At 75.1% G+C, this 24804-nt stretch carries 18 protein-coding genes and 2 tRNA genes; 8 read left to right on the forward strand and 12 right to left on the reverse strand.

Annotated features, from left to right (window positions below):
• Positions 1-153 precede the first annotated feature (153 nt).
• Positions 154-2826, forward strand: coding sequence for a valine--tRNA ligase (valS, locus tag ACYQBY_RS10660; RefSeq protein ID WP_459643821.1), 2673 nt, complete (start codon positions 154-156; stop codon positions 2824-2826).
• A 76-nt stretch (positions 2827-2902) separates the two neighbouring features.
• On the opposite strand, the gene ACYQBY_RS10665 is transcribed toward valS, so the two are convergent.
• Both ACYQBY_RS10665 and ACYQBY_RS10670 read right to left on the reverse strand, forming a co-directional pair.
• Entirely contained in the window at positions 2903-3982 is a 1080-nt protein-coding gene (locus ACYQBY_RS10665; RefSeq protein ID WP_459643822.1) for an inositol-3-phosphate synthase, read from the reverse strand.
• 114 nt (positions 3983-4096) lie between these two features.
• On the reverse strand, positions 4097-4660 hold the full coding sequence (locus ACYQBY_RS10670) for a PadR family transcriptional regulator (protein WP_459643823.1): 564 nt from the start codon (positions 4658-4660) through the stop codon (positions 4097-4099).
• Positions 4661-4959: 299 nt separating this feature from the next.
• On the opposite strand from ACYQBY_RS10670, the gene ACYQBY_RS10675 reads away from it, so the two are divergent.
• Positions 4960-5385 (forward strand): MarR family winged helix-turn-helix transcriptional regulator, encoded by a 426-nt coding sequence (locus tag ACYQBY_RS10675; RefSeq protein WP_459643824.1) that lies wholly within the window; start codon positions 4960-4962, stop codon positions 5383-5385.
• Positions 5386-5532: 147 nt separating this feature from the next.
• Here the strand turns inward: ACYQBY_RS10675 and clpX are convergent, their stop codons facing one another.
• From clpX to ACYQBY_RS10700, 5 genes are all read right to left on the reverse strand, one after another.
• Entirely contained in the window at positions 5533-6816 is a 1284-nt protein-coding gene (gene clpX / locus ACYQBY_RS10680; protein ID WP_459643825.1) for an ATP-dependent Clp protease ATP-binding subunit ClpX, read from the reverse strand.
• Between the two features lie 198 nt (positions 6817-7014).
• Positions 7015-7662: an ATP-dependent Clp protease proteolytic subunit gene (locus tag ACYQBY_RS10685; RefSeq protein WP_459643826.1), complete on the reverse strand. Its 648-nt coding sequence runs from the start codon at positions 7660-7662 to the stop codon at positions 7015-7017.
• Positions 7663-7711: 49 nt separating this feature from the next.
• The gene (locus ACYQBY_RS10690; RefSeq protein WP_459643873.1) at positions 7712-8326 is read right to left on the reverse strand and encodes an ATP-dependent Clp protease proteolytic subunit; all 615 of its coding nucleotides are present in this window, start codon (positions 8324-8326) and stop codon (positions 7712-7714) included.
• Positions 8327-8535: 209 nt separating this feature from the next.
• Positions 8536-9996, reverse strand: coding sequence for a trigger factor (gene tig / locus ACYQBY_RS10695; protein ID WP_459643827.1), 1461 nt, complete (start codon positions 9994-9996; stop codon positions 8536-8538).
• 165 nt (positions 9997-10161) lie between these two features.
• A tRNA-Pro gene (locus ACYQBY_RS10700) sits at positions 10162-10235 on the reverse strand.
• A 145-nt stretch (positions 10236-10380) separates the two neighbouring features.
• Between ACYQBY_RS10700 and ACYQBY_RS10705 the strand changes: the two genes are divergently transcribed.
• Both ACYQBY_RS10705 and ACYQBY_RS10710 read left to right on the forward strand, forming a co-directional pair.
• A tRNA-Gly gene (locus ACYQBY_RS10705) sits at positions 10381-10451 on the forward strand.
• An 86-nt stretch (positions 10452-10537) separates the two neighbouring features.
• Positions 10538-11713 carry a glycerate kinase gene (locus ACYQBY_RS10710; protein WP_459643828.1) on the forward strand — a complete coding sequence of 392 codons (1176 nt, stop codon included), beginning with the start codon at positions 10538-10540 and terminating at the stop codon, positions 11711-11713.
• A gap of 18 nt (positions 11714-11731) precedes the next feature.
• Here ACYQBY_RS10710 and ACYQBY_RS10715 read toward each other — a convergent pair whose 3' ends face one another.
• Genes ACYQBY_RS10715 through ACYQBY_RS10725 form a run of 3 tightly spaced genes read right to left on the reverse strand, consistent with a single transcriptional unit; the run spans position 11732 to position 13678 of the window.
• Positions 11732-12529 (reverse strand): Fpg/Nei family DNA glycosylase, encoded by a 798-nt coding sequence (locus tag ACYQBY_RS10715; protein ID WP_459643829.1) that lies wholly within the window; start codon positions 12527-12529, stop codon positions 11732-11734.
• Positions 12522-13004 carry a ribose-5-phosphate isomerase gene (locus ACYQBY_RS10720; RefSeq protein WP_459643830.1) on the reverse strand — a complete coding sequence of 161 codons (483 nt, stop codon included), beginning with the start codon at positions 13002-13004 and terminating at the stop codon, positions 12522-12524. Before ACYQBY_RS10720 ends, ACYQBY_RS10715 begins: the two co-directional genes overlap by 8 nt.
• A gap of 20 nt (positions 13005-13024) precedes the next feature.
• A complete protein-coding gene (locus tag ACYQBY_RS10725) occupies positions 13025-13678 on the reverse strand; it encodes a mycothiol-dependent nitroreductase Rv2466c family protein (RefSeq protein WP_459643831.1) in 654 nt (217 codons plus the stop codon).
• A 95-nt stretch (positions 13679-13773) separates the two neighbouring features.
• On the opposite strand from ACYQBY_RS10725, the gene pepN reads away from it, so the two are divergent.
• Positions 13774-16335, forward strand: a complete 2562-nt coding sequence (pepN, locus tag ACYQBY_RS10730; protein ID WP_459643832.1) for an aminopeptidase N — start codon at positions 13774-13776, stop codon at positions 16333-16335.
• A 28-nt stretch (positions 16336-16363) separates the two neighbouring features.
• Here the strand turns inward: pepN and ACYQBY_RS10735 are convergent, their stop codons facing one another.
• Positions 16364-17461, reverse strand: coding sequence for an aminotransferase class V-fold PLP-dependent enzyme (locus tag ACYQBY_RS10735; RefSeq protein WP_459643833.1), 1098 nt, complete (start codon positions 17459-17461; stop codon positions 16364-16366).
• Entirely contained in the window at positions 17451-19610 is a 2160-nt protein-coding gene (malQ, locus tag ACYQBY_RS10740; RefSeq protein ID WP_459643834.1) for a 4-alpha-glucanotransferase, read from the reverse strand. Before malQ ends, ACYQBY_RS10735 begins: the two co-directional genes overlap by 11 nt.
• 150 nt (positions 19611-19760) lie before the next feature.
• Between malQ and ACYQBY_RS10745 the strand changes: the two genes are divergently transcribed.
• From ACYQBY_RS10745 to ACYQBY_RS10755, 3 genes are all read left to right on the forward strand, one after another.
• On the forward strand, positions 19761-21908 hold the full coding sequence (locus ACYQBY_RS10745) for a prolyl oligopeptidase family serine peptidase (protein WP_459643835.1): 2148 nt from the start codon (positions 19761-19763) through the stop codon (positions 21906-21908).
• Between the two features lie 53 nt (positions 21909-21961).
• A complete protein-coding gene (locus ACYQBY_RS10750; RefSeq protein WP_459643836.1) occupies positions 21962-23167 on the forward strand; it encodes a mechanosensitive ion channel family protein in 1206 nt (401 codons plus the stop codon).
• A 65-nt stretch (positions 23168-23232) separates the two neighbouring features.
• A complete protein-coding gene (locus tag ACYQBY_RS10755; RefSeq protein WP_459643837.1) occupies positions 23233-24780 on the forward strand; it encodes an SDR family oxidoreductase in 1548 nt (515 codons plus the stop codon).
• Positions 24781-24804: the final 24 nt, after the last annotated feature.

The following is a 24804-nucleotide window of genomic DNA, read 5'->3' on the forward strand; positions in this document are numbered from 1 at the left end:
CCGCGCGTTCCGCTCCGGCCACCGCTCCCCCCGGTGGCCCCGCCGCCCCGTCCGCCCACCCCCGGGCGGGCGGGGCGCACCTGCCGCACGGGGACGGCGCGCGGGACGTGGCACGAGGCGGGAGCGCGACGGGCCACCTGGGATGATGGCGCCATGCACGACTCCCCGCCGCAGTCCCCCGCCCCGACCCGCGCTCCCGCCCCCGACGTCGCCGCCGGCGTGACGGTGCCGGACAGGCCGACGGTCGACGGCCTGGAGGAGCGCTGGGCGCCGCGCTGGGAGGAGCAGGGCACCTACCGCTTCGACCGCGGCGCCGAGCGCGCCGACGTCTACTCCATCGACACCCCGCCCCCCACGGTCTCCGGCTCCCTGCACGTCGGGCACGTCTTCAGCTACACCCACACCGACGTCGTGGCCCGCTACCGGCGCATGCGCGGCAGCGAGGTCTTCTACCCGATGGGCTGGGACGACAACGGCCTGCCCACCGAGCGGCGCGTGCAGAACTACTTCGGCGTGCGCTGCGACCCCTCGCTGCCGTACGAGCCGGGGTTCCAGCCCCCCGCCACCGTGCCGAAGAGCGACCGGGACTTCGTGCAGGTCTCCCGGCGCAACTTCGTGGAGCTGTGCGAGCGCCTCACCGCGGAGGACGAGCAGGTCTTCGAGGACGTCTGGCGCCGCCTCGGGCTGTCCGTGGACTGGTCGCACACGTACTCCACCATCGGCTCCGACGCGCGGGCCACCGCCCAGCGGGCGTTCCTGCGCAACCTCGCCCGCGGTGAGGCGTACGCCGCGGAGGCCCCCACCCTGTGGGACACCACCTTCCGCACCGCCGTCGCCCAGGCGGAGCTGGAGGACCGCGAGCGCCCCGGCGCCTACCACCGCATCGGCTTCGCCCGGGTGGACGCCGGCGACGCCGGGCCGGTGTTCGTCGAGACCACCCGCCCCGAGCTCGTGCCCGCGGTCGTCGCGCTCGTGGCGCACCCCGACGACGAGCGGTACCAGCCCCTGTTCGGCACCACCGTGCGCTCGCCGCTGTTCGGTGTGGAGGTGCCCGTCGTCGCGCACCGCCTCGCGGACCCGGAGAAGGGCTCCGGCATCGCGATGATCTGCACCTTCGGCGACGTCACCGACGTCACGTGGTGGCGCGAGCTGCGGCTGCCGACCCGGGCGGTCCTCGGCTGGGACGGGCGCCTGCAGCGGGAGGTGCCCTCCTGGATCGCGGGCGGCCCCGGCGAGGCGCTGTGGGAGCAGCTCGCGGGCACCACCGTGCACACCGCGCGCGAGCGCATCGTCGCCGCCCTGCGGGAGTCCGGGGACCTGGTGGGCGAGCCGAGGGCCATCACGCACCCCGTGAAGTTCTACGAGAAGGGCGACAAGCCCCTCGAGATCGTCACCACCCGCCAGTGGTACCTGCGCAACGGCGGCCGCGACACCGACGTGCGCGACGCGCTGCTCGCCCGGGGCCGGGAGCTGCGGTGGACCCCGGAGCACATGCGGCACCGCTACGAGCACTGGGTCACGGGCCTCAACGGCGACTGGCTGATCTCCCGCCAGCGCTTCTTCGGCGTGCCGTTCCCCGTCTGGTACCCCCTCGACGCCGACGGCAACCCGGTCCACGACTCCCCGATCGTGCCGGAGGAGTCCGCCCTGCCGGTCGACCCCGCCTCCGAGCCCGCCCCCGGCCACACCGAGGACCAGCGCGGCGTGCCCGGCGGCTTCACCGGCGACCCGGACGTCATGGACACCTGGGCCACGTCCTCGCTCACCCCGCAGATCGCCGGCGGCTGGGAGCGCGACGAGGACCTCTTCGCCCGGGTCTTCCCCATGGACCTGCGCCCGCAGGGGCAGGACATCATCCGCACCTGGCTGTTCTCCACGGTGGTGCGCTCGCACCTGGAGCACGGGCGGGTGCCGTGGGCGCACACCGCCATCTCCGGGTGGATCCTCGACCCGGACCGCAAGAAGATGAGCAAGTCCAAGGGCAACGTCGTGACGCCCCTGAGCCTGCTGGAGGAGTTCGGCTCCGACGCGGTCCGGTACTGGGCGGCGACCGCGCGGCTGGGCACCGACGCCACCTTCGACACCGGTCAGATGAAGATCGGCCGGCGCCTGGCGATGAAGCTGCTCAACGCCTCCAAGTTCGTCCTGGGCCTCGGCGTCGGCCGCGGCGACCTCGACCCCGCGCAGGTCACCGAGGACCTCGACGTCAGCCTGCTGGCCAACCTCGCCGCGGTCGTGCGGACCGCCACCGACGCGTTCGAGCGCTACGACCACGCCACCGCCCTGGACCGCACGGAGCAGTTCTTCTGGACGTTCTGCGACGACTGGGTCGAACTGGTCAAGGACCGCGCCTACGGTGCCCGCGGCGAGGCCGCGGCCGCCTCCGCCCGCACCACCGCCGCCCTCGCGCTGCGCACCCAGCTGCGCCTGCTCGCCCCGTTCCTGCCCTTCGCCGCGGAGGAGGTCTGGTCCTGGTGGCAGGAGGGCTCCGTGCACCGGGCGAGCTGGCCCGCGGAGGGCGAGCTCGGCGCCGCCGCCACCGCCACCGACGCCCTGCCGGTGCTCGCCGGTGCCGGGGCGGCGCTGTCCACCCTGCGCAAGGTGAAGAGCGAGGCGAAGGTCTCCCAGCGCACCGAGCTGGCCAGCGCCACCGTGAGCGGCCCGGCCGACCTCGTCGCCGCCGCACGCCGGGCCGAGGGCGACGTCGCCGCAGCCGGCCGGGTCCGGGCGCTGGAGTGGGCCGGGGACGAAGGCTCCACCGAGACCGGGCTGCGCGCGCAGGCCGAGTTCGCCGCTGCCGAGGAGGCCCCGGGCGCGACGGCCTGATCTCCCCGGCGACGGCGGAGGGCCGCCCGGAGCTCCAGCTCCGGGCGGCCCTCCGCCGTTCTGCGTTTCGCGCTGCTCAGCGCTCGATCTCGCCGCGGATGAACGCCTCCAGCTTCGCGCGGCCCTCGTCGTCGGCGCGCTGCTCCGGCGGGGACTTCATGAAGTACGCCGACGCGGACAGCAGCGGGCCGCCGATGCCGCGGTCCAGGCCGATCTTCGCCGCGCGGACCGCGTCGATGATGACCCCGGCGGAGTTCGGGGAGTCCCACACCTCGAGCTTGTACTCCAGGTTCAGCGGCACCCCGCCGAAGGCCTCGCCCTCCAGGCGGACGTAGGCCCACTTGCGGTCGTCGAGCCACTGGACGTAGTCGCTCGGGCCGATGTGCACGTTGCGGGTGCCGAAGTCGGCGTGCACGTTGCTCGTGACGGCCTGCGTCTTGGAGATCTTCTTGGACTCCAGCCGGTCGCGCTCCAGCATGTTCTTGAAGTCCATGTTGCCGCCGACGTTGAGCTGGTAGGTGCGCTTCAGCTCGATGCCGCGGTCCTCCAGCAGCTTGGCCAGCACCCGGTGGGTGATGGTCGCGCCGACCTGGGACTTGATGTCGTCACCGACGATGGGCAGGCCCGCCGCGGTGAACCTGTCGGCCCACTCCTGGGTGCCGGCGATGAAGACGGGCAGGGCGTTGACGAACGCCGCACCGGCGTCGATCGCGGCCTGCGCGTAGAAGCGCGCGGCGTCCTCGGAGCCCACGGGGAGGTAGCAGACGACGACGTCGACCTCGGCCTCGCGCAGGGCGGCGACCACGTCGACCGGCTCGGCGGCGGACTCGGTGATGGTCTCGCGGTAGTAGCGGCCCAGGCCGTCCAGGGTCGGGCCGCGCAGGACGCTGACGCCCGTCGCCGGCACGTCGCAGATCTTGATGGTGTTGTTCTCGCTGGCGCCGATCGCGTCCGCGAGGTCGGTGCCGACCTTCTTGTCGTCCACGTCGAAGGCGGCGACGAACTCCACGTCGCGGACGTGGTAGTCACCGAACTGCACGTGCATGAGCCCCGGGACGGTGCTCGCCGGGTCGGCGTCGCGGTAGTAGTGGACTCCCTGGACGAGCGAGGCGGCGCAGTTGCCCACCCCGACGATCGCCACACGGACAGTGGGCATGAGGTTCTCCTGTCGATCTCGGTGGTGCGGAGTGTTCGGTGGTGCAGGTCGTGCTGTCCTGCGGGTCGTGCAGGTCGTGCGCCCGCCCCGGGGGGAGGTCGCGGGGAGGGGGCCTCACGCCTCGGGCCGGCGCCCCTCCGCATTGATCAGCCCCTCGATCCAGTCCACCTCGCGGCGGGCCCTCTCGAGGTCGTGGCGCTGGTACTCGTAGGCGTAGGAGTCCAGCTGCTCCCGGGCCCGCTCGATGGAGCGGCTGAGCTCCTCCACCCGCTCCTCCAGGCGTGCCCGCCGGCCTTCCAGGATGCGCAGCCGGGTGCGCGGGTCGGTGCGCGTGAACAGCGCGAACCGCACACCGAACGCGTCGTCGTCGCACGCCGCCGGCCCCACCTGGCGCATCAGGTCGCGCAGGCGGTCCCGGCCGGTGTCGGTGATCTCGTAGACGACGCGCTCGCGCCGGCGCGCCGGGGCGGCCGGCGCCTCGGCCCGGTCGGCGACCTCCCGGACCCAGCCGCCGGCCTGCAGCGTGCGCAGGCAGGGGTAGAGGGTGCCGTAGGAGAGGGCGCGGAAGATGCCGAGCTGGACGTCGAGCCTGCGGCGCACCTCGTAGCCGTGCAGCGGCCCCTCGTGGAGGAGACCCAGGACCGCCAGTTGCAGCGAGTCCGCGCGACGGCGCACCACGGTGTCCTCCTCTCCCGTACCGGTGGCGCCGGAGCGCCGGGACACCGACCGCCGCGGGGAGCGCTCCCGCCTCCCGGCGCGGGACCGGGTCCACGGCACCACCGGATGCATCGGGTCGATGTATCGGGTGACAGTATCCCGTCCGCACCCGCGGAGCCAGCACCTCCCCCGGCGCGCCGCCGCCCCGCGGGTCCGGCGCACACCCGGCGCACACCCGGCACGGCCGGCCGCGCACCCGCCCACCGGTGCGCGGACGCGGAAGCGCCACCGGGCGGGCGCACGGCGGGTACGGTCAGATCATGGGGACAGCAGCGGAACGGCTCGAGCGCGAGCTCGCGGTGCTCCTGCGGCGCTCGCGGGCCATCTCGCGCGACATGGCCCGGCAGGTCCACCCCGACCTCGAGCCCGAGGCCTACAGCCTGCTCGTCCGCCTCGACGACGTCGGCAGCGCCCGCCCCTCGGACCTCGCGGGGTACTTCGGGATCGGCAAGCCCACCCTGAGCCGGCAGGTCCAGCTCCTGGAGCAGCTCGGCCTGCTCACGCGCCGGGACGACCCCTCGGACCGCCGCGCCGTGGTGCTGACCCTGTCGGAGAACGGCCGCACGCTGGTCCACCGAGCGCGCGAGGCGCGGCGCAGCCAGCTGCGCACCCTCATCGCGGACTGGGACGAGGCGGACGTGGAGCAGTTCGCCACGTTGCTGCACCGCCTGACCAGCGCCGTCTGAGCACCGGCGCGGCGCCCCCCGGTCCTGCACGCCGGCACCTGCGGCGCAGCGCCCGGGCCTCCGCAGCGCAGCGCCCGGCGCCCGCGGACGCGACGGTGCCGCCGGCCCCTCGGGGGGACCGGCGGCACCGTCGGCGGCAGGCGAACCTCAGGCCGACTTGTCCCGCCGTTCCCGGGCCTTGCGCGGCGGGGCGTCGCGCGGCACCAGGGTGGGGTTGACGTTCTTCAGGACCACCTCGCGGGTGACCACGACCCGGGCGATGTCGTCGCGCGAGGGCACGTCGAACATCACCGGCAGGAGGACCTCCTCCAGGATCGCGCGCAGGCCGCGCGCGCCGGTCCCGCGCAGGATGCCCTGCTCGGCCACCGCCTCCAGCGCGTCCTCGGTGAACTCCAGCTCCACACCGTCGAGCTCGAACATGCGCTGGTACTGCTTCACCAGGGCGTTGCGCGGCTCGGTCAGGATGCGGACCAGGGCGTCCTTGTCCAGCGGGTCCACCGTCGTGATGACGGGCAGGCGGCCGATGAACTCGGGGATGAGACCGAACTTCATGAGGTCCTCGGGCATGACGTCCGAGAAGCTCGGCGCCGACTCCGACCCGCCCGTGCGCAGCTGCGCCCCGAAGCCCAGGCCCCGCTTGCCCGCGCGGGACTCGATCATCTTGTCCAGGCCGGCGAAGGCCCCGCCCACGATGAACAGCACGTTCGTCGTGTCGATCTGGATGAACTCCTGGTGAGGGTGCTTGCGCCCGCCCTGCGGCGGCACGCTCGCGGTCGTGCCCTCCAGGATCTTGAGCAGTGCCTGCTGGACGCCCTCCCCCGACACGTCGCGGGTGATCGAGGGGTTCTCCGACTTGCGGGCGATCTTGTCGACCTCGTCGATGTAGATGATCCCCGTCTCGGCCTTCTTGACGTCGTAGTCGGCCGCCTGGATCAGCTTCAGCAGGATGTTCTCGACGTCCTCGCCCACGTAGCCCGCCTCGGTGAGGGCTGTGGCGTCGGCGATGGCGAAGGGCACGTTGAGCATGCGGGCGAGCGTCTGCGCCAGGTACGTCTTGCCGCAGCCCGTGGGGCCGATGAGCAGGATGTTGGACTTGGCGATCTCCACCGGCTCGTCCCGGCCCTTGGTGGGCTCACCGACCTGGATGCGCTTGTAGTGGTTGTAGACCGCCACGGCGAGCGAGCGCTTCGCCGAGCTCTGCCCGATGACGTACTGGTCGAGGAACTCGAAGATCTCCCGGGGCTTGGGCAGCTCCACGAGCCCGAGGTCGTTGGCCTCGGCCAGCTCCTCCTCGATGATCTCGTTGCAGAGGTCGATGCACTCGTCGCAGATGTACACGCCGGGACCGGCGATGAGCTTCTTGACCTGCTTCTGGCTCTTGCCGCAGAACGAGCACTTCAGCAGATCGCCACCGTCTCCGATGCGTGCCACCGACGGGGTCCTTTCCTCGGTCTTCCTCGAGTGCTCTCCCGCCGCGGCGGGCGAACCCTCCTGCGCGCGGTGTCACGGGGCCACCACAGCGCTCCCACGGTACCCGGACGGGGAGGGACGACACCCACGAAGGTGCCCGGTCGGCGCACCTTCCTGCCGTCCTCCCCGTCCGGCCACGCATTCAGCTACAATGCGTAGTCACGACTTGGCGGGCTGTGACGCCTTCCGGCTCGTGAGGACCTCGTCGATCAGCCCGTAGTCCACCGCCTCGGCCGCGGTGAGGAACTTGTCGCGCTCGATGTCCCCGCGCACCTGCTCCACCGTGCGGTGCGAGTGCGCCGCCAGCGTCTCCTCCAGCCACGCGCGCATCCGCAGGATCTCGTTGGCCTGGATCTCCAGGTCGCTGGCCTGCCCGTAGTCCCCGCCCGCCATCGCCGGCTGGTGGATCAGGATCCGGGAGTTCGGCAGGGCGAAGCGCTTGCCCGGGGCACCCGCGGCCAGCAGGACCGCCGCCGCCGAGGCCGCCTGGCCCATGCAGTACGTCTGGATGTCCGGGCGGATGTACTGCATCGTGTCGTAGATCGCCGTCAGCGCCGTGAACGAGCCGCCGGGCGAGTTGATGTACATGATGATGTCCCGCTCGGTGTCCTGGGACTCCAGCACGATGAGCTGGGCGATGATGTCGTCCGCCGAGGCGTCGTCCACCTGCACGCCGAGGAAGATGATGCGGTCCTCGAAGAGCTTGGTGTACGGGTCGCTGCGCTTCATCCCGTAGGAGGTGCGCTCCTCGAACTGCGGGAGCACGTAGCGGGCGGACGGCGGGTACTGCCGGGAGTGCGACGTCATGGCGCGGATCTCCTGCGGGTGGGGGACGGACGACGGGAGTCGGAAGGGGTCAGGCACCCGTGCCACCGCCTCCGGACACCTCGCTGGAGCGGCCCACCACGTGGTCGATCAGACCGTACTGGCGGGCCTCCTCCGGGCTGAACCAGCGGTCCCGGTCGGAGTCGCGCGTGATGTTCTCCACCGGCTGCCCCGTGTGCTGCGCGATGAGCTCCGCGAGCTGGTTCTTCGTGTAGATGATCTGCTCGGCGAGGATCTTGATGTCGCTCGCCGTGCCACCCAGGCCACCCAGCGGCTGGTGCATCATGATCCGCGAGTGCGGCAGCGCCGAGCGCTTCCCCTTGGCGCCCGCGCACAGCAGGAACTGCCCCATCGAGGCCGCCAGGCCCGTGGCGATCGTCGCCACGTCCGGCTTGATGAACTGCATGGTGTCGTAGATCGCCATGCCCGCCGTGACGGAGCCGCCCGGCGAGTTGATGTAGAGGTAGATGTCCTTCTCGGGATCCTCCGCCGCCAGCAGCAGCAGCTGCGCGCAGATGGCGTTGGCCATCTCGTCGCGGACCTCCGAGGCCAGGAACACGATGCGCTGCTGGAGCAGGCGCTGGTACACGTTGTCGTCGAGCCCCGTGGGGGCCGCCGGCGTCCGTGCGTAGGCAGGTGCCGCCAGTCCTGGCGTGATGATCCCGTCGCTCACGATCTCTCCCGGCCCTTCCTGCAGATCGAGTCCGCCCCGAGTCCTCGGGGCCGGCGGAGGGCTCCGCCGATCTGCATCGACCCTAACGGTCCGCGTGCGGCGGGCACCCCGGCAGGCCGGTCCTTTTCGCTGTGGGCGCACCCTGCGGCGGGGTGCCGGGTGCGCCCACGGCGACGCGTCCCTCAGGCCTTGGCCTGCTCGTCCCCCTCGCCGGCGTCCTGCCCGGCGTCGGCGGGCAGCGGGTCGACGGTCTGGCCCTCGGCCCCGTCCGCCGGCTGCGCCTCGTCGGCCTGCACGTCGTCGGTGACGTCACCGCTGACGTCGCCCGGGGTGGGCTCGCCCGCGTCCGCGGCGCCGTCCTCGTCCTCCTCGTCGCCGCCGACGAGCTCCTCGAGGTTGATCGTGTTGCCGGAGGCGTCCTTGACGGTGGCCTTCTCCATGGCGACCGCGAGGGCCTTGCGGCGGGCGACCTCACCGACCATGGCCGGCACCTGGCCCGCGCCGTCCATGGCCCGGGCGAACTCGTTGGGGTCCATGTTGTACTGCTGCGCCTGCCCCAGCAGGTACTCGACCAGCTCCTCCTGCGCCACGCGCACCTCCTCGCGCTCGGCGAGGGCGTCGAGCAGCAGCTGGGAGCGCAGCGCCTGCCGGGTCTGCTCGGTCACCTCGGTGCGGTGCTCCGCGTCCTCCAGCCGCTGCTCCTGCTCCAGGTGGCGGTGCACCTCGGCCTCGACCAGGGAGTCCGGCACGGGCACGTCCACCGTCTCCAGCAGCCGCTCCAGGACGCGGTCGCGCGCCTGCAGGCCCTGCTGGAACTTCTTCTGCTGCTCCACCTGCTGGGCGAGGGAGGCGCGCAGCTCCTCCAGGGTGTCGAACTCGCTGGCGAGCTGGGCGAAGTCGTCGTCCGCCTCCGGCAGGACCCGCTCCTTGACGGAGTTCAGGGTCACCGTGATCTCGGCGTCCTGCCCGGCCCGGTCCCCACCGGCCAGCGGCGCGGTGAAGGTGCGGGTCTCCTCCGCGGAGGCGCCGGTCAGGGCCTCGTCCAGGCCGGGGAGCATGTTGCCCGCCCCCACCTGGTAGGAGATGCCCTTGGCCGTCTCGATCTCCTCGCCGTCGATCTCGGCGCGCAGGTCGATGGAGACGAAGTCGCCCTCGCCCGCGGCGCGGTCCACGCCCGTCAGGGTGCCGAAGCGCTCGCGCAGGGAGGTCAGGCGCTCGTCGACCTCCGCGTCGGACAGCTCCAGGTCGTCGACGGTCACCTCGAGGTCCTCCAGCACCGGCAGCTCCAGCTGCGGGCGCACGTCCACCTCGACGGAGAACTTCAGGTCCCCGCCCTTGACCGGGTCCGGCACCTCGGCGACGTCCACGGTCGGCTGGCCCAGCGGGCGCAGCTCCGACTCCTCCACCGCGCGCTGGTAGAACTTCGGGAGGGCGTCGTTGACGGCCTCCTGCAGCACCGCGGCACGGCCGTAGCGCTGGTCGATCACGCGGGGCGGGACCTTGCCCTTGCGGAAGCCGGGCACCTGGATCTGGCCCGCGATGGTCCGGTAGGCGGCGTCGAGACTCGGCTTCAGCTCGTCGTAGCCCACCTGGACGGTCAGCTTGACCCGGGTGGGGTTGAGGGTCTCGAGGTCGCTCTTCACGGCGTGGGTCTCCTGGGTAACTCCACCCGGGGGCGGAGATCGGCTTGGGACGGCTGGGGAGCCGGGAGGCCCCGGCGCACCGCAGCATGCTAGCCGCCGGCGTCCACGGCCCGGAGAGGTCGCCGCACGCGGGCGGGCGGGCACCGGCGCCGCAGCGCCCGGCCGTCGGGGTACCCGGATTCGAACCGGGGGCCTTCCGCTCCCAAAGCGGACGCGCTACCAAGCTGCGCCACACCCCGTGGTGCCCGCGGTCGCGGGAACCACCGCAAGGCTATCGCCGCCGACCGGCTAGGCTGGCCCCGACCACGCGGCGGGGGCGCTTCCACCGGCCCCGCACCGCGCGGGTCGGGTCGCGGGGCTGCCGGCACGGCAGGAGCGCGGCACGCGGGTGTAGCTCAATGGTAGAGCTCCAGTCTTCCAAACTGGTGGTGCGGGTTCGATTCCCGTCACCCGCTCCGGGTCCGGTCCACGACCCGCCCACGACTGGCCGCGGCGCCTCCTCGGCGGCCGCACCGGGCGGGCGTCTGAGAGTCTTCCCGCCGTGAACCCCCCGTCGCCGCTGCTCGTCGTCGTCGCGCCCGACAAGTTCAAGGGCTCCCTGACCGCCGCCGAGGTGGCCGCCCACGTCGCCACCGGCCTGGTGGCCGGCTGGCTGCGCGCCGCGCCCCCCGGCACCCCGGCCCCGCGCGTGGAGCGCGTCCCCGTCGCCGACGGCGGCGAGGGCACCGTCGCCGCCGCGCTCGCCGCGGGCTGGCGCCCCCTCACCGCGAGCGTCCCCGGCCCCACCGGCGAGCCCGTCACCGCCACCTGCGCCCGCTCCGGCGACACCGCGATCGTCGAGCTGGCCGAGGCCTCCGGGCTGGACCGCCTGCCCGGCGGGCTGCGGGCCCCCCTGACCGCCACCACCCGCGGCACCGGCCGGCTCGTGGCCGCCGCGCTCGACGACGGCGCCCGGGAGGTCGTGCTCGCCGTGGGCGGCAGCGCCTCCACCGACGGCGGCGCGGGCCTGCTCGCGGCGCTCGGCGCGCGCCTCCTCGACGCCTCCGGCCGCGAGCTGCCCGACGGCGGCGCGGCGCTGGCGGACCTGGAGCGCGTCGACCTCACCGGGCTCGACCCGCGCCTGGCCGGTGTGCGCACCGTGCTCGCCGCGGACGTCGACAACCCGCTGCTCGGGCCCCGCGGCGCCGCGGCCGTCTTCGGCCCGCAGAAGGGCGCCACCGCGCAGGACGTGGCCGTCCTCGACGCCGCCCTGGCCCGCTTCGCCGACGCGCTGGCCGCGGCGTGCGGCACCGACGCGCGGGAGCTGCCCGGCGCCGGTGCCGCCGGGGGCACCGGCCTGGTCGCCCTCGGGGTGCTGCGGGGCACCCGCCGCCCCGGCGTCGACGTCGTCCTGGAGCTCACCCGGTTCGCCGAGCGCGCCGCGGGCGCCTGCCTCGTCGTCACCGGGGAGGGCAGCTTCGACGAGCAGTCCCTCGGCGGCAAGACCCCCGTGGGCGTCGCCGCCGCCGCCGCGCGCCTCGGCGCGCCCGTCGTCGTGCTCAGCGGCCGGCGCACCCTGCCCGAGGAGCGCTGGCGCGCCGCGGGCTTCAGCGACGCGCTGGCCCTGACCGACGTGGAGAGCGACACCGCCCGCTGCATCGCGCAGGCCGGGCCGCTGCTGGAGCGGATCGCCGCCACCCTCGGCGAGCGCACCGCCCGGCGCCTGGCCGGCGGCTGAGGAGCCCGGGGCGCCGGCTCAGGCGGGCTGGCAGGTGGGGCACCAGTTGAGGTGCCGCGCCACCACCTGGGCGTAGGCCACGGGGGTGCCGCACAGCCGGCACGGCTCACCGGTGCGGCGGAAGACGTAGAAGCGGTCGCCGCGGCCGGGCACCGCGCGGGCCGCCGCCCGGTGCTCCGGGCGCGTCGTCTCGATCCGCCCCTGCGCCAGGCCCTCGTGCATCATCGCGACCAGGTCCGCCCAGATCGCGTCCCACTCGCCGCGGGTCACCCCGCGCCCGGGGCGGTAGGGGTGCACACCCGTGCGGAAGAGCACCTCCGCGCGGTAGATCGCGCCCACCCCGGAGACCACGTCCTGCTGCATGAGCAGCGCGCCGATCCCCGTGCGCGAGCGGGAGACCCGCCGCCACGCGAGCTCCGGGTCGGCGTCCGGGCGCAGCGGGTCCGGGCCCAGCCGCGCCCGCAGCCGCGCCACCCCGCCGGGGTCCAGGACCTCGCACGCGGTGGGGCCGCGCAGCTCCGCCCAGCCGCCCGGGCCGCACAGGCGCACCCGCACCGCCCCGCGGACCTGCGGGGGGTCCCCGTCCCCGCTCGTCCAGGTGCCGTACAGCCCCAGGTGCACGTGCAGGGACCGGTCCGGGCCGACGTGCAGGAACAGGTGCTTGCCGTGCGCCTCGGCCCGCTCCGGCACGCCCCCGTCGAGCAGGGCCGCGCCCTCGGCGAAGCGGCCCTGGGGGCTGTCCACGCGCACCGGGCGCTCGGCGAACCGGGCGCCCAGCGCGCGTGCGGAGCGGTGGACGGCGTCGCCCTCAGGCACGCGCCTGCCCGGGCAGCGGCGGGAGCTCGCCCGACGCCTCGAAGTCGCTGATCATCCGGATCCGCCGCACGTGGCGCGGGTCGTCGGAGAACGGCGTGGAGACGAAGGCCTCCGCGATCTGCGCGGCCGTGGCGGCGTCGTGCATCCGCGCACCGATGCCCACGACCTGCGCGTCGTTGTGCTCGCGGGAGAGCCGGGCCGTCTCCACCGACCACGCCAGGGCCGCACGGATGCCCGGTACCGCGTTCGCCGCGATCTGCTCGCCGTTGCCGGACCCGCCGATCACGACGCCGAGGCTGCCCGGCTCCTCCGCCACGGCCTTCGCCGCCGCGAGGCAGAACGGCGGGTAGTCGTCGGCGGCGTCGTACTCGTGGGCGCCGTGGTCCACGACGTCGTGGCCCAGGGAACGCAGGTGCTGCACGAGGTGCTCCTTGAGCTCGAAGCCCGCGTGGTCGGTACCGATGTGAACGCGCATGGGACCAGCCTCCCAGGGACTCAGCCGAACACCGGCCCCTGGGTGCGGGTGCGCTTGAGCTCGAAGAAGCCCGGCGTCCCCGCGACCAGCAGGCAGCCGTCCCACAGGCGCCCCGCCGCCTCGCCCTTCGGCGCCGGGGTCACCACCGGCCCGAAGAACGCCACGTCGTCGAACGCCACCACGGGGGTGCCGACGTCCTCGCCGACCTTGCCGATGCCCTCGGCGTGGGAGGCGCGCAGCTGCTCGTCGTAGGTGTCCTCGTGGGCGTAGCGGGCCAGCTCCGCCGGCAGGCCCACCTCCTCCAGCGCCTGCGCGACGACGCGGTCGAAGTCGTCGTCGCCGCCGGGGTGGATGCGGGTGCCCAGCGCGGTGTACAGCGGCAGGACCACGTCCTCGCCGTGCTCCAGGCGCGCGGCGGTCACCACGCGCACGGGCCCCCACCCCTTCGCCATCAGCTCCTGGTACGGCTCGGGCAGCTCCCGGCCGGAGTTGAGCACCGACAGGCTCATCACGTGCCAGCGCACCTCGACGTCGCGGACCCGCTCCACCTCCAGCATCCAGCGGGAGGTCATCCACGCCCACGGGCACAGCGGGTCGAACCAGAAGTCGGCCACCGGGCGGGCGGCGGTCCCGGGGGTCTGCTCGGAGGTCTGCGCGGAGGGCTCGGTCGTCATGGGCACATCCTGCGCCGCGCCGCCCGCGCGGTCCGCCCCGGGTCCCGCGCGGCCCTCGTGGGAGCATGAGCGCACCCTCAGGAAGGAAGCGCACCGTGCCCGGTGAGAACCTCACGCGACCGGAGGCCGCCCAGCGCGCGGCCCTGGTCGGCGTGGACAGCTACCGCGTCGAGCTCGACCTCACGACCGGCCCGGAGACGTTCCGCTCGCGCACGACGATCCGCTTCACCTGCGGCTCCCCGGGCGCCGGCACGTTCGTCGACCTCGTGGCCGCCGCCGTCCACGAGGTCCGCCTCAACGGCCGCGACCTCGACCCCGCCGAGGTGTTCGCCGACTCCCGGGTCCGGCTGGACGACCTCGCCGCCGACAACGAGCTCGTGGTGGTCGCCGACTGCCGGTACATGAACACCGGTGAGGGCCTGCACCGCTTCGTCGACCCCGTCGACGAGGAGGTCTACCTGTACTCGCAGTTCGAGGTGGCCGACTCCCGGCGCGTGTTCGCCGTCTTCGAGCAGCCCGACCTCAAGGCCTGCTTCACCTTCACCGTCACCGCGCCGGCGCACTGGACGGTCGTCTCCGCCTCCGCCACCCCGCAGCCGGAGGACCTCGGGGACGGCCGCGCCCGCTGGGCCTTCGAGCCCACCCCGCGGCTCTCCTCGTACGTGGTCTCCGTCATCGCCGGGCCCTACCACGCGGTCCGCTCGGAGCTGACGAGCTCGGACGGGCGCACCATCCCGCTGTCGGTGATGTGCCGGCGCTCCCTGGCCGGGCACCTCGACGCCGACGAGATCCTCGACGTCACCCGCAGCGGGTTCGCCTTCTACGAGCGCGTGTTCGACATGCCGTACCCGTTCGGCACCTACGACCAGATCTTCGTCCCGGAGTTCAACGCCGGCGCGATGGAGAACGCCGGCGCGGTGACGTTCGTGGAGTCCTACGTCTTCCGCTCCAAGGTGAGCGAGGCGCTCGTCGAGCGGCGCACCATCACGATCCTGCACGAGCTGGCGCACATGTGGTTCGGCGACCTCGTCACCATGCGCTGGTGGAACGACCTGTGGCTCAACGAGTCCTTCGCCGAGTTCGCCAGCACCCTCGCCGCCGCCGAGGCCACGCGCTGGACGGGTGCCTGGACGACGTTCAACAGCCTGGAGAAGTCCTGGGCGTACCGGCAGGACCAGCTGCCCACCACGCACCCCATCGTCGCGGAGATCAACGACCTGGAGGACGTGGAGGTCAACTTCGACGGCATCACCTACGCCAAGGGCGCCTCCGTCCTCAAGCAGCTCGTGGCGTACGTGGGGCGCGAGGAGTTCCTGGCCGGGGTACGCGCCTACTTCCGCCGCCACGCCTGGGGCAACACGGAGCTGACGGACCTGCTCACGGAGCTGGAGGCCACCTCCGGGCGGGACCTGAAGGGGTGGGCCGCCGAGTGGCTGGAGACCTCCGGGGTGGCCACCCTGTGCCCCGAGGTGCGCACCGGCCCGGACGGCACGCTGGAGTCCGTCGCGATCGTGCAGCAGGCACCGGCCGAGCACCCGCACCTGCGCACCCACCGGATGGCCGTGGGCTGCTACGACCTCGTCGACGGGCGCCTGGAGCGCACCGCCCGCGTCGAGCTGGACGTCAGCGGGGAGCGCACCGAGGTCCCCGACCTCGCCGGCCGGCCCCGCCCGGACCTGCTGCTGGTCAACGACGACGACCTGGCCTACGCCAAGATCCGCCTCGACGAGCACTCGCTGGCCACGGCCGTGAAGCACCTGGACGACTTCACCGACCCGCTGCCGTGCTCCCTGGTGGCGGCGGCGGCGTGGGACATGACCCGCGACGGGGAGCTGCCCGCCCGGGCCTACCTGGAGCTGCTCACGTCCCTGCTGGCCGGGGACCGCGCGCGCCGGGACTCCACCGTCCTGATGGTCCTGCTGCGCCAGCTCGCCACCACCGTGCACCTGTTCACCGCCCCCGAGCACCGCGCGGAGGTCACCGGGCGGACCGCCGCGGCGCTGCTGGAGCTGCTGCGCGCCGCCGAGCCCGGCAGCGACGTGCAGCTGCAGCTCGCCCGTGCCTTCGCCGGCCTGGCGCGCGCGGAGGAGCACCTGGCGCTGCTGCGCCGCCTGCTGGACGGCTCCGCCGAGCTGCCCGGCCTGGTGGTGGACACCGACATGCGCTGGGACCTGCTCACCGCGCTGGCGGCGGGCGGTGCCGCGGGCGAGAGCGAGATCGAGGCGGAGCTGCAGCGGGACCGCACCGCGACGGGCCAGCGCGCCGCGGCCTGCGCGCGCGCCGCCCGGCCCACCCGCGCCGCCAAGGACGAGGCGTTCCGGGACGTCGTGGAGCGCGGGGAGCTGCCCAACGCCCTGCAGGCCGCGGTCATCGCCGGCTTCGGCCGCACCCGCGACCCGGAGCTGCTGCGGCCGTACGTCGAGCCGTACTTCGCGTCGCTGCGGCAGGTGTGGGCCGGGCGCACCAACGAGATGGCCCAGCAGATCGTGACGGGCGTGTACCCGTCGCGGCTGGCGGACGCGGCGCTGCTGGAGCGGACCGACGCCTGGCTGGCCGCGGAGAGCGACGCGCCGCCGGCCCTGCGGCGGCTGGTGCTGGAGAACCGCGACGGGGTGGCCCGCGCGCTGCGGGCGCAGGAGCGGGACCGGCAGGGCTGAGCGCCGCCGCCGCGGGGCTCCGGGCGGTTCAGGAGCCCCGCAGCGCGGCCGCGGCCAGCGCCACGTCCTCCTCGTCGTTCCACCAGTGGAACGCCAGGCGCACCCTGCCCGCGCGCAGCGACGTGCGCAGCCCCGCGGCGGCCAGCGCCTCCGGCGCGCCGGGGCCGGCGGGCACGGCGACGATCGCCGAGGACGCCGGGGGCAGGCCGAGGGCGGCGAGGAAGGCGTCCGCGAGGCGCACGTCGTGGGCGTGGACCGCCTCCACCCCGAGGGCCAGCGCGATCTCCAGCGCCGGGACCGCCCCGGCCCACGCAGCCCAGGCGGGCGAGACGTCCAGCCGGGCCGCGTCCGTCCGCAGCCGCGGCGGCCAGCCGTAGAAGCCGTCCGTGCCCGCCGCCGCGGCCCGGGCGCCGGGGGTGGCGGGGCGCACCTCGGCCAGGGCCCGCTCCCCCAGCGTGGTCAGGCACGCGCCGCGTGGAGCGGGCACCCACTTGTACAGCGACGTCACGGTCACGTCGGCGTCGTCCGCGCGCAGCGGCAGCCACCCCACGGCCTGCGTGGTGTCCAGCAGCACGCGGGTGCCGGTGGCGGCCGCCGCCTCCCGCAGGGCGGGCAGGTCCGCGAGCGCACCGTCTGCGGACTGCACGGCGCTGGCGGCGACCCACGCGTAGCCGCCCCTGGCCACCTCGGCGGGCAGGTCGGCCAGCGGCACGGCCCCCACCCGCACCCCGCGGTGGGCGTGCGCGGCGAACGGCCACGTCAGCGACGTGTAGTCCCCCGCCACGGTGAGCACGCGCGCCCCGTCGGGCACCGAGGCGGCCACGGCACCGACGGCCACCGCCGCGGTCGGGCCGGCCGCCACCCGCGCCGGGTCGCACCCCAGCAGCCGCGCGAACAGCTCCCGGGCCCGCTGGACCAGGGCCGCGGCCTCCTCCGGGCCGAGCCGGCCCCCGGCCCACGCCTCCACGGCCGCCCCCAGCCCCTCCAGCACCGCGGCCGGCGGCAGGCCGCTGCTCGCCGTGGCGAGGTGGCCGCGGCGGGAGGCGACGGTCCGGGCCGCCGCCGCGATGCGCAGCGGGGTGCCCGCTGGGGTTCCCGCGGGCGGGAGCGCCGGGTCAGGCGCCACGGCGCCCCATGGTCTCCGAGACGGCACGCGCCAGGGAGTCCGCCCGCTCGTCCGTCACGAGGTCCTCGACCAGGACGACCCGGCCCTCCCCGTCCGTCAGCGGCATCCGCCAGTTCGGGTACTCCAGGGCCGTGCCCGGCTGGTTCTGGGTGCGCCGGTCGCCCACCGCGTCCACCAGCGCCACGCCCACCATCCGCGCCGGGGTCAGGGCCACGTGCCGGTGCAGGGCCTCCACGACCTCCTGCTCCGAGGCGCCCTCCGCGAGCAGGCCCTCCTCCCGCAGCAGCGCCAGGACGCTCTCCTGGTCGGCGCGGTCGGCGGCGCGCTCCTCCTCCACCGGCCGGGTCAGCAGCCCCAGGCGCTCGCGCAGGTTCACGTGCTCGCCCGCCAGGTACCCGGCCGTCGGCGGCAGGTCGTGCACGGTGACGCTGGCCAGCGCCAGCTCCCGGTACTCCTGCGGCCTGCGGGGCCTGCCGGTGCCGTCCTTCTCGAACCACAGCACGGCGCTGCCCAGGATGCCGCGCTCGGCGAGGTAGGTGCGCACCCACGGCTCCACGGTGCCGAGGTCCTCCCCGACGACCACCGCGCCGGCCCGGTGCGCCTCCAGCGCGAGGATGCCGATCATCGCCTCGTGGTCGTAGCGGACGTACGTGCCGTTCTGCGGGCCCTGCCCCTGCGGCACCCACCACAGGCGGAACAGGCCCAGGACGTGGTCCACGCGCAGGCCCCCGGCGTGCCGCAGGATCGTGCGGACCATGTCCCGGAACGGGGCGTAGGCCAGGTCCGCGAGGCGGTCCGGGCGCCACGGCGGCTGGCTCCAGTCCTGGCCCTGCTGGTTGAAGGCGTCCGGCGGCGCGCCCACGCTCACCCCGCGGGCCAGGACGTCGCCCAGCGCCCACACGTCGGCGCCCTCCGGGTGCACGCCCACGGCGAGGTCGTGGACGATCCCGACGGACATCCCCGAGCGCAGCGCGGTGCCCTGCGCGTCCTTCAGCTGGTCATCGGCCACCCACTGCAGCCAGCGGTGGAAGTCGACCCGGTCCGAGAGCTTCTCGGCGAGCTCGGCCACGGCGGGCGAGGCGGGGTCGGCGTACTCGGCGGGCCACCCCGAGGAGGGCAGGCCGAGGTGCTCCGCCAGCGCGCACCACGTGGCGAAACCGCTCAGGCCCGGGTCCTCCTCGGCGACGTACGCGCGGAAGGCGGCCTCCCGGGCGCCGCTGCGGGGCTGCGCGAAGACCATCTCCAGGGCTGCGCGCTTGGCGGCCCACACCGCGTCGCGGTCGATCTCGCCGGGGTCGGTGTTGGACCTGCGCAGCGCCTTGGACAGCCGGCGCATCTCCGTCTGCAGCTTCGCCGGCAGGTAGGCGGCCTCGCGGACGTCCTCCACGCGGACGTAGACCGGGTTCACGAAGCGCCGGGTGACCGGCAGGTACGGGGAGGCCTCCATGTGCCCCACCGGCTGCGCCGCGGCGAGGGGGTTGACCAGCACCCACCCGGCGCCCTGCTCCCCGCCCGCCCAGGAGGTGAGCTCCATGAGGTCGGCGATGTCGCCGAGGCCCCAGGAGGACTTCGAGCGCACCGAGTACAGCTGGGTCATGTACCCCCACGAGCGGCCGCCGGAGCCGGCGAGGGCACCGGGCAGGGGCAGCACGTCCGGGGTGACGACCAGGGGGGTGCGGGCCTCGGTCTCCCCGCTGCGCGCGATGAGGCTGTGCCAGCCCAGGGGCAGGTCGTCGGGCACCTCGAACGTGGCGCGGCCGGTGAGGACGCCGTCGACGTGGCGGGGGTCCACCCACCGGTCCAGCTGGCGCAGCGGCGCCCGACCGGCGTCGTCCTCCAGCGCCACCCACACGTCCACGGGCGCACCGTGCACGACGTGGACGGGCACGTCGACGGCCCGCCCCTCGCGCACGACGACCACGGGCGGCAGCATCCGGCGCCAGGTCCGCAGCCGGACGTCGGCCAGCGCGTCCGCGGCGGCCGCCGGGGTGGAGGCGTCCACGCCGAGGGCGGCGAGGACGGCGACGACGGTCGCCGCGGGGACGTCCGCGGTGTGGCCCTGCCAGTCCGTGAAGGAGGTGGCGACCCCCAGGGCGTCGGCGAGCTCGCGGAGCTGCGGGGTGAGGGTCGGGTGGCTGTCCTGCGGCACGTCCGCTGACTCTGCCAGAGGAGGCGCGAGTCGGCTCCCCGTGGGGCGCCGCGGGACTTGCCGCCGCGCGGCGCACCGGCGGGGCCGCGGCCGGGGGACGGCCCCGGCACCCGCACGCGCCGGGCCGGCCGCTGTCTAGGGTGGGTCGGCATGGAGCAGCCGAGCAGCGCACCTGCCGTGCCCGCACCCCGCCTGGACCTCGTGGAGGAGCTGCACGGCCACGCCGTCAGCGACCCGTACCGCTGGCTGGAGGACCCCGACGACCCGCGCACGGTGGAGTGGTCCCGGGCGCAGGACGGGCTCTTCGCCGCCTACGCCGAGGGCCTGCCCGGCCGCGACGCCCTGCGCGAGCGGGTCCGGGAGCTGATGTCGACCGGGTCCGTGGGCGCCCCCGTGCACCGCGGCGGGCGGGTCTTCCGCACCCGGCGCGCACCCGAGCAGGAGCTCGGCGTGCTGCTCGTGGCCGAGGGCGGCACCGAGCGGGTCCTCGTCGACCCCGTCGCGCTGGACCCGGGCGGCGCCACCACCCTCGACGCGTGGCGCCCCAGCGTGGAGGGCGACCTGCTGGCGTACCAGCTCTCCGAGGGTGGCACCGAGGAGAGCGCCCTGCGGGTGCTGGACGTCGCCACCGGGGAGGTCGTCGACGGCCCGGTCGACCGCGCCCGCTACTCCCCCGTGGCCTGGCTGCCGGCCCGGGAGGGCGAGGCGCCGGCGTTCTACTACGTGCGCCGCCTCGCCCCGGAGCTGCTGCCGCAGGACGAGCGGCAGTACCACCGCCGCGTCTACCTGCACCGCGTCGGCACCGACCCCGCCGACGACGTGGAGATCTTCGGCGCCGGGCTGTCGATGACCAACTACTACGGCGTGTGGACCTCCCGCGACGGGCGCTGGCTCGTCGTGAGCGCCTCCGACGGCACGGCGCCCCGCTCGGACGTGTGGCTGGCGGACCTGTCCGCCTCCGACCCCGCGGCCCCGGCGTTCCGGGAGGTCGTCACCGGCCGCGACGCCCAGACCAGCGCGTGGGTGGGCCGCGACGGGCGCCTGTACGTGGCCACCGACCTCGACGCCCCCCGCGGGCGGCTCGCCGTGGCGGACCCGGCCGAGCCCGGCCCGGAGCACTGGCGCGACCTGGTCCCGCAGGACCCCGGTGCCGTGCTCGACGACGTGGCGGTCCTCGACGGCGAGGAGCTCGACGAGCCGCTGCTGGTGGTGGGCTGGACCCGGCACGCCGTCTCGGAGCTGAGCGTGCACTCCCTGACCTCCGGGGAGCGGCTGGCCGGCGCGCGCGGTGCGCCGGAGCTGCCCGGGGTGGGGGCGGTCGGCGGGCTGCTGGAGCGCCCGGAGCCGGGCCACGAGCTGTGGTTCTCCTTCACGGGCACCACGACCCCGGCGCAGGTGTGGCGCTACGACGGGCGCGACGGGTCGCTGACCCTGGAGGCCACCCCGCCGGGGGCGGTGTCGGTGCCGGACGTCGTGAGCCGGCAGGTGGAGTACACCAGCGCCGACGGCACCACGGTGCGGATGCTGCTCACCGCCCGCGCGGACGCCCTGGGGCCGGACGGCACGCCCGCCGCGCCGACACCGGCGATCCTCTACGGCTACGGCGGTTTCGGCATCAGCCTGGGCCCGCACTACTCCCCCGAGGCGCTGGCGTGGGTGGAGGCCGGCGGCGTGCACGCCGTGGCGCAGCTGCGCGGGGGCGGGGAGGAGGGCGAGGACTGGCACCGCGCGGGCATGCGCGGCGCGAAGCAGAACGTCTTCGACGACTTCCACGCCGCCGCCCGGGCGCTCGTGGCGGGTGGCTGGACCACGCACGGGCAGCTGTGCGTCGAGGGCGGCTCCAACGGCGGGCTGCTCGTCGGGGCGGCCCTGACGCAGGAGCCGGGCCTGTACCGTGCCGTGGTCTGCTCCGCGCCGCTGCTGGACATGGTCCGCTACGAGCTGCACGGCCTGGGCGCGACGTGGAGCGACGAGTACGGCAGCGCAGCGGTCGCCGAGGAGCTCGGCTGGCTGCTGGGCTACTCCCCGTACCACGCGGTGCGGGAGGGCACGGCGTACCCGGCGGTGCTGTTCACGGTCTTCGACGGGGACACGCGCGTGGACCCGCTGCACGCCCGCAAGCTGTGCGCGGCGCTGCAGCACGCCACGACGTCCGGCCGCCCGGTGCTGCTGCGCCGGGAGGGGGACGTCGGGCACGGCGCGCGCTCGCTGTCGCGGTCCGTGGCGCTGCTGCGTGACACCCTCGCCTTCGCGGCCGCGGAGACGGGGCTCGACCTCGGCGGGCACCGGCCCGCCTGACACCCCACCCACCGACGACGGCGTCCAGAACCCCGAAGGAGTCCGTCCTCACCGTGCTGTCCTCGCCCGTGCCCTCCCCCGCCGCGACACCGGCCGCCCCCTCCCCCGCCGCGACACCGGCCGTCCCCACCCCGGGGGCCACCGCGTCCCCGTCCGTGGACCCCGAGCAGGCGCTCGGTGCGCTGCGGGCCGGGCTGGCGACGGAGGGTTGCGGCACCTCCTGCCGGTACGTCACCGACTGGACGGGCAACGACCTGGCCGGCAAGGCCGTGCAGGTCCTGCTGGACTGGCCGCTGAAGATCGTCCTGGTCCTCCTCGCGGCGTTCGTCCTCAGGTACCTGGCGCTGCGCGCGATCGACCGGGTCACCACCGGCATCAGCGAGGGCGCGGGCCGGCTCGGGGGGCGCCGCAACCCGCTGCTGGAGTCCTCCCCGCTGCTGTCGGAGCGGCGCAACCAGCGGGCGCAGACCCTCGGCTCGGTGCTCAAGAGCGTCGTCACCCTCGTGCTGGGGGTGCTCGCCGTCCTCACCGTCCTGGACCAGATCGGCCTGTCCATCGCGCCGTTCCTGGCCTCCGCCGGCATCGCGGGCGTCGCCCTGGGCTTCGGCGCGCAGAGCCTGGTGAAGGACTTCCTCTCCGGCGTCTTCATGCTCGCCGAGGACCAGTACGGCGTGGGCGACGTGGTGGACCTCGGCGACGCCTCCGGCTCGGTGGAGGCGGTGGGCCTGCGCGTGACGCGGGTCCGCGACGTCAACGGCACCGTCTGGTACGTCCGCAACGGGGAGATCCTGCGCGTGGGCAACCAGAGCCAGGGCTGGGCGCGGGCGGTGCTGGACGTGCAGGTCGCCTACGGGGAGGACCTGGCCCGCGTCACGGAGCTGCTGGAGCGCATCGGCCGGGTGCTGCGCGAGGAGGAGGACTGGGCGCCGATCGTGCTGGAGGAGCCCGAGGTCTGGGGCGTGGAGCAGATGGCGCAGGACGGGCTGGTGATCCGGCTCGTCGTGAAGACCGCTCCGCTGGAGCAGTGGAAGGTGGCGCGGGAGCTGCGCCGGCGCATCAAGGCCGCGTTCGACGCGGAGGGCATCGAGTTCCCCTTCCAGCAGCGCACGGTGTGGATCCGGCAGGGCGAGCCGGGCGGCGTGCACGCCCCCGTGCAGCACACCGGGGACCCGGCGGCCGCCGCGCCGCCGCAGGCCCCGCCGTCCGGGGAGTCCGCGGTGGCGCGGGAGATGGGCACCGGGCCGACCCGCACCTCCTGAGCCGCCCGTCCCGCCGTCACCCGTCCTGGGTCGCCGCCCGGCCCGGACGGGCTGACACTGACCGCGTGACCGATCCCGCACGGCAGCCCGGTCCTCCCCCCGCGGACGGCGGGGCGGGGCCGCTGGCGCTCGTGACCGGCGCGACGGGCTACATCGGCGGCCGCCTCGTGCCGGAGCTGCTGATGGCGGGGGTGCGGGTGCGGGCGATGGCCAGGCGGCCCGAGCGGCTGCGCGACCGGCCCTGGGCGGGCGACGTGGAGCTGGTCGCCGCGGACGCCTCCGTGCACGCGGACCTGCGCCGCGCCCTGGAGGGGGTGGACGTCGCCTACTACCTGCTGCACTCGATGAACGACTCGCGCACCTTCGCCGACGCCGAGCGGCGCACCGCGGAGTCCTTCGGCCGCGCCGCCCGGGCGGCGGGGGTGCGCCGCATCGTGTACCTGGGCGGGCTGCACCCCGAGGGCGAGGCGCTCTCCCAGCACCTGGCCTCCCGCCGGGAGGTGGGCGAGGCGCTGCTGCGCTCGGGCGTGCCCACGGCCGCGCTGCAGGCGGCGGTGATCCTCGGCTCGGGCTCGGCGAGCTTCGAGATGCTGCGCTACCTCACCGAGCGGCTGCCCGTCATGATCACCCCACGCTGGGTGCACAACCGCATCCAGCCCATCGCGATCCGCGACGTGCTGCGCTACCTGGTGCAGGCGGCGCACCTGCCGCCGGAGGTCTCGCGCACCTTCGACATCGGCGGGCCGGAGGTCATGACCTACCTGGACATGATGCGCGGCTACGCCCGGGTGGCGGGGCTGCCGCCGCGGCGGATCATGCCCGTGAACGTGCTCACACCGGGCCTGTCCAGCCACTGGGTGGGTCTCATCACGCCCGTGCCCAGCTCGATCGCCCGCCCGCTGGTGGCCAGCCTCGTCCACGAGGTCGTCTGCCGGGAGCGGGACGTCGCGCGGTACGTGCCGGACCCGCCCGGCGGGCTGCTCGGCTTCGACGAGGCGGTGCGGCTGGCCCTGCAGCGGGTCCGGGAGGCGGACGTCTCCACGCGCTGGGACTCCGCCTCGGTGCCGGGCGCGGCCAGCGACCCGCTGCCCACGGACCCCGGCTGGGCGGGCGGCAGCCTCTACGTCGACGAGCGCACCACCGCCGTGGACGCCTCCCCGCAGTGCCTGTGGGAGGTCGTGGAGGGCATCGGCGGGGAGAACGGCTGGTACTCCTGGCCCCTGGCGTGGACGGTGCGGGGGCTGCTGGACCGCGCCTCCGGCGGGCCGGGCCTGCGGCGGGGCCGGCGCGACCCGCACGAGGTGCAGGTGGGCGACGCGCTGGACTTCTGGCGGGTGGAGGAGCGGGTGCCGGGCCGGCTGCTGCGGCTGCGGGCGGAGATGCGCCTGCCGGGCCTGGCGTGGCTGGAGCTGCACGTGGAGACGGACGAGCACGGCGGCACGGTGTTCCGGCAGCGGGCGCTGTTCCACCCGCGCGGCCTGGCGGGGCAGCTGTACTGGTGGTCGGTGACGCCCTTCCACGGGGCGGTGTTCGGGGCGATGCAGCGCAACGTGGCGCGGGCGGCGGAGCGGCGGCAGGCCCGGGCGGCGGCGGGGGGCACACTGGTGCGGTGAGCGCCCCGCAGAACCCCTCCTTCT

This window comes from Kineococcus anabasis, assembly GCF_054590795.1.

Bases quoted from the DNA above. Each gene is read 5' to 3' on its own strand.
- valS (WP_459643821.1), top strand. From the start codon at position 154: ATGCACGACTCCCCGCCGCAGTCCCCCGCCCCGACCCGCGCTCCCGCC.
- ACYQBY_RS10665 (WP_459643822.1), bottom strand. From the start codon at position 3,982: ATGCCCACTGTCCGTGTGGCGATCGTCGGGGTGGGCAACTGCGCCGCC.
- ACYQBY_RS10675 (WP_459643824.1), top strand. From the start codon at position 4,960: ATGGGGACAGCAGCGGAACGGCTCGAGCGCGAGCTCGCGGTGCTCCTG.
- ACYQBY_RS10685 (WP_459643826.1), bottom strand. From the start codon at position 7,662: ATGACGTCGCACTCCCGGCAGTACCCGCCGTCCGCCCGCTACGTGCTC.
- ACYQBY_RS10720 (WP_459643830.1), bottom strand. From the start codon at position 13,004: ATGCGCGTTCACATCGGTACCGACCACGCGGGCTTCGAGCTCAAGGAG.
- ACYQBY_RS10725 (WP_459643831.1), bottom strand. From the start codon at position 13,678: ATGACGACCGAGCCCTCCGCGCAGACCTCCGAGCAGACCCCCGGGACC.
- ACYQBY_RS10745 (WP_459643835.1), top strand. From the start codon at position 19,761: ATGGAGCAGCCGAGCAGCGCACCTGCCGTGCCCGCACCCCGCCTGGAC.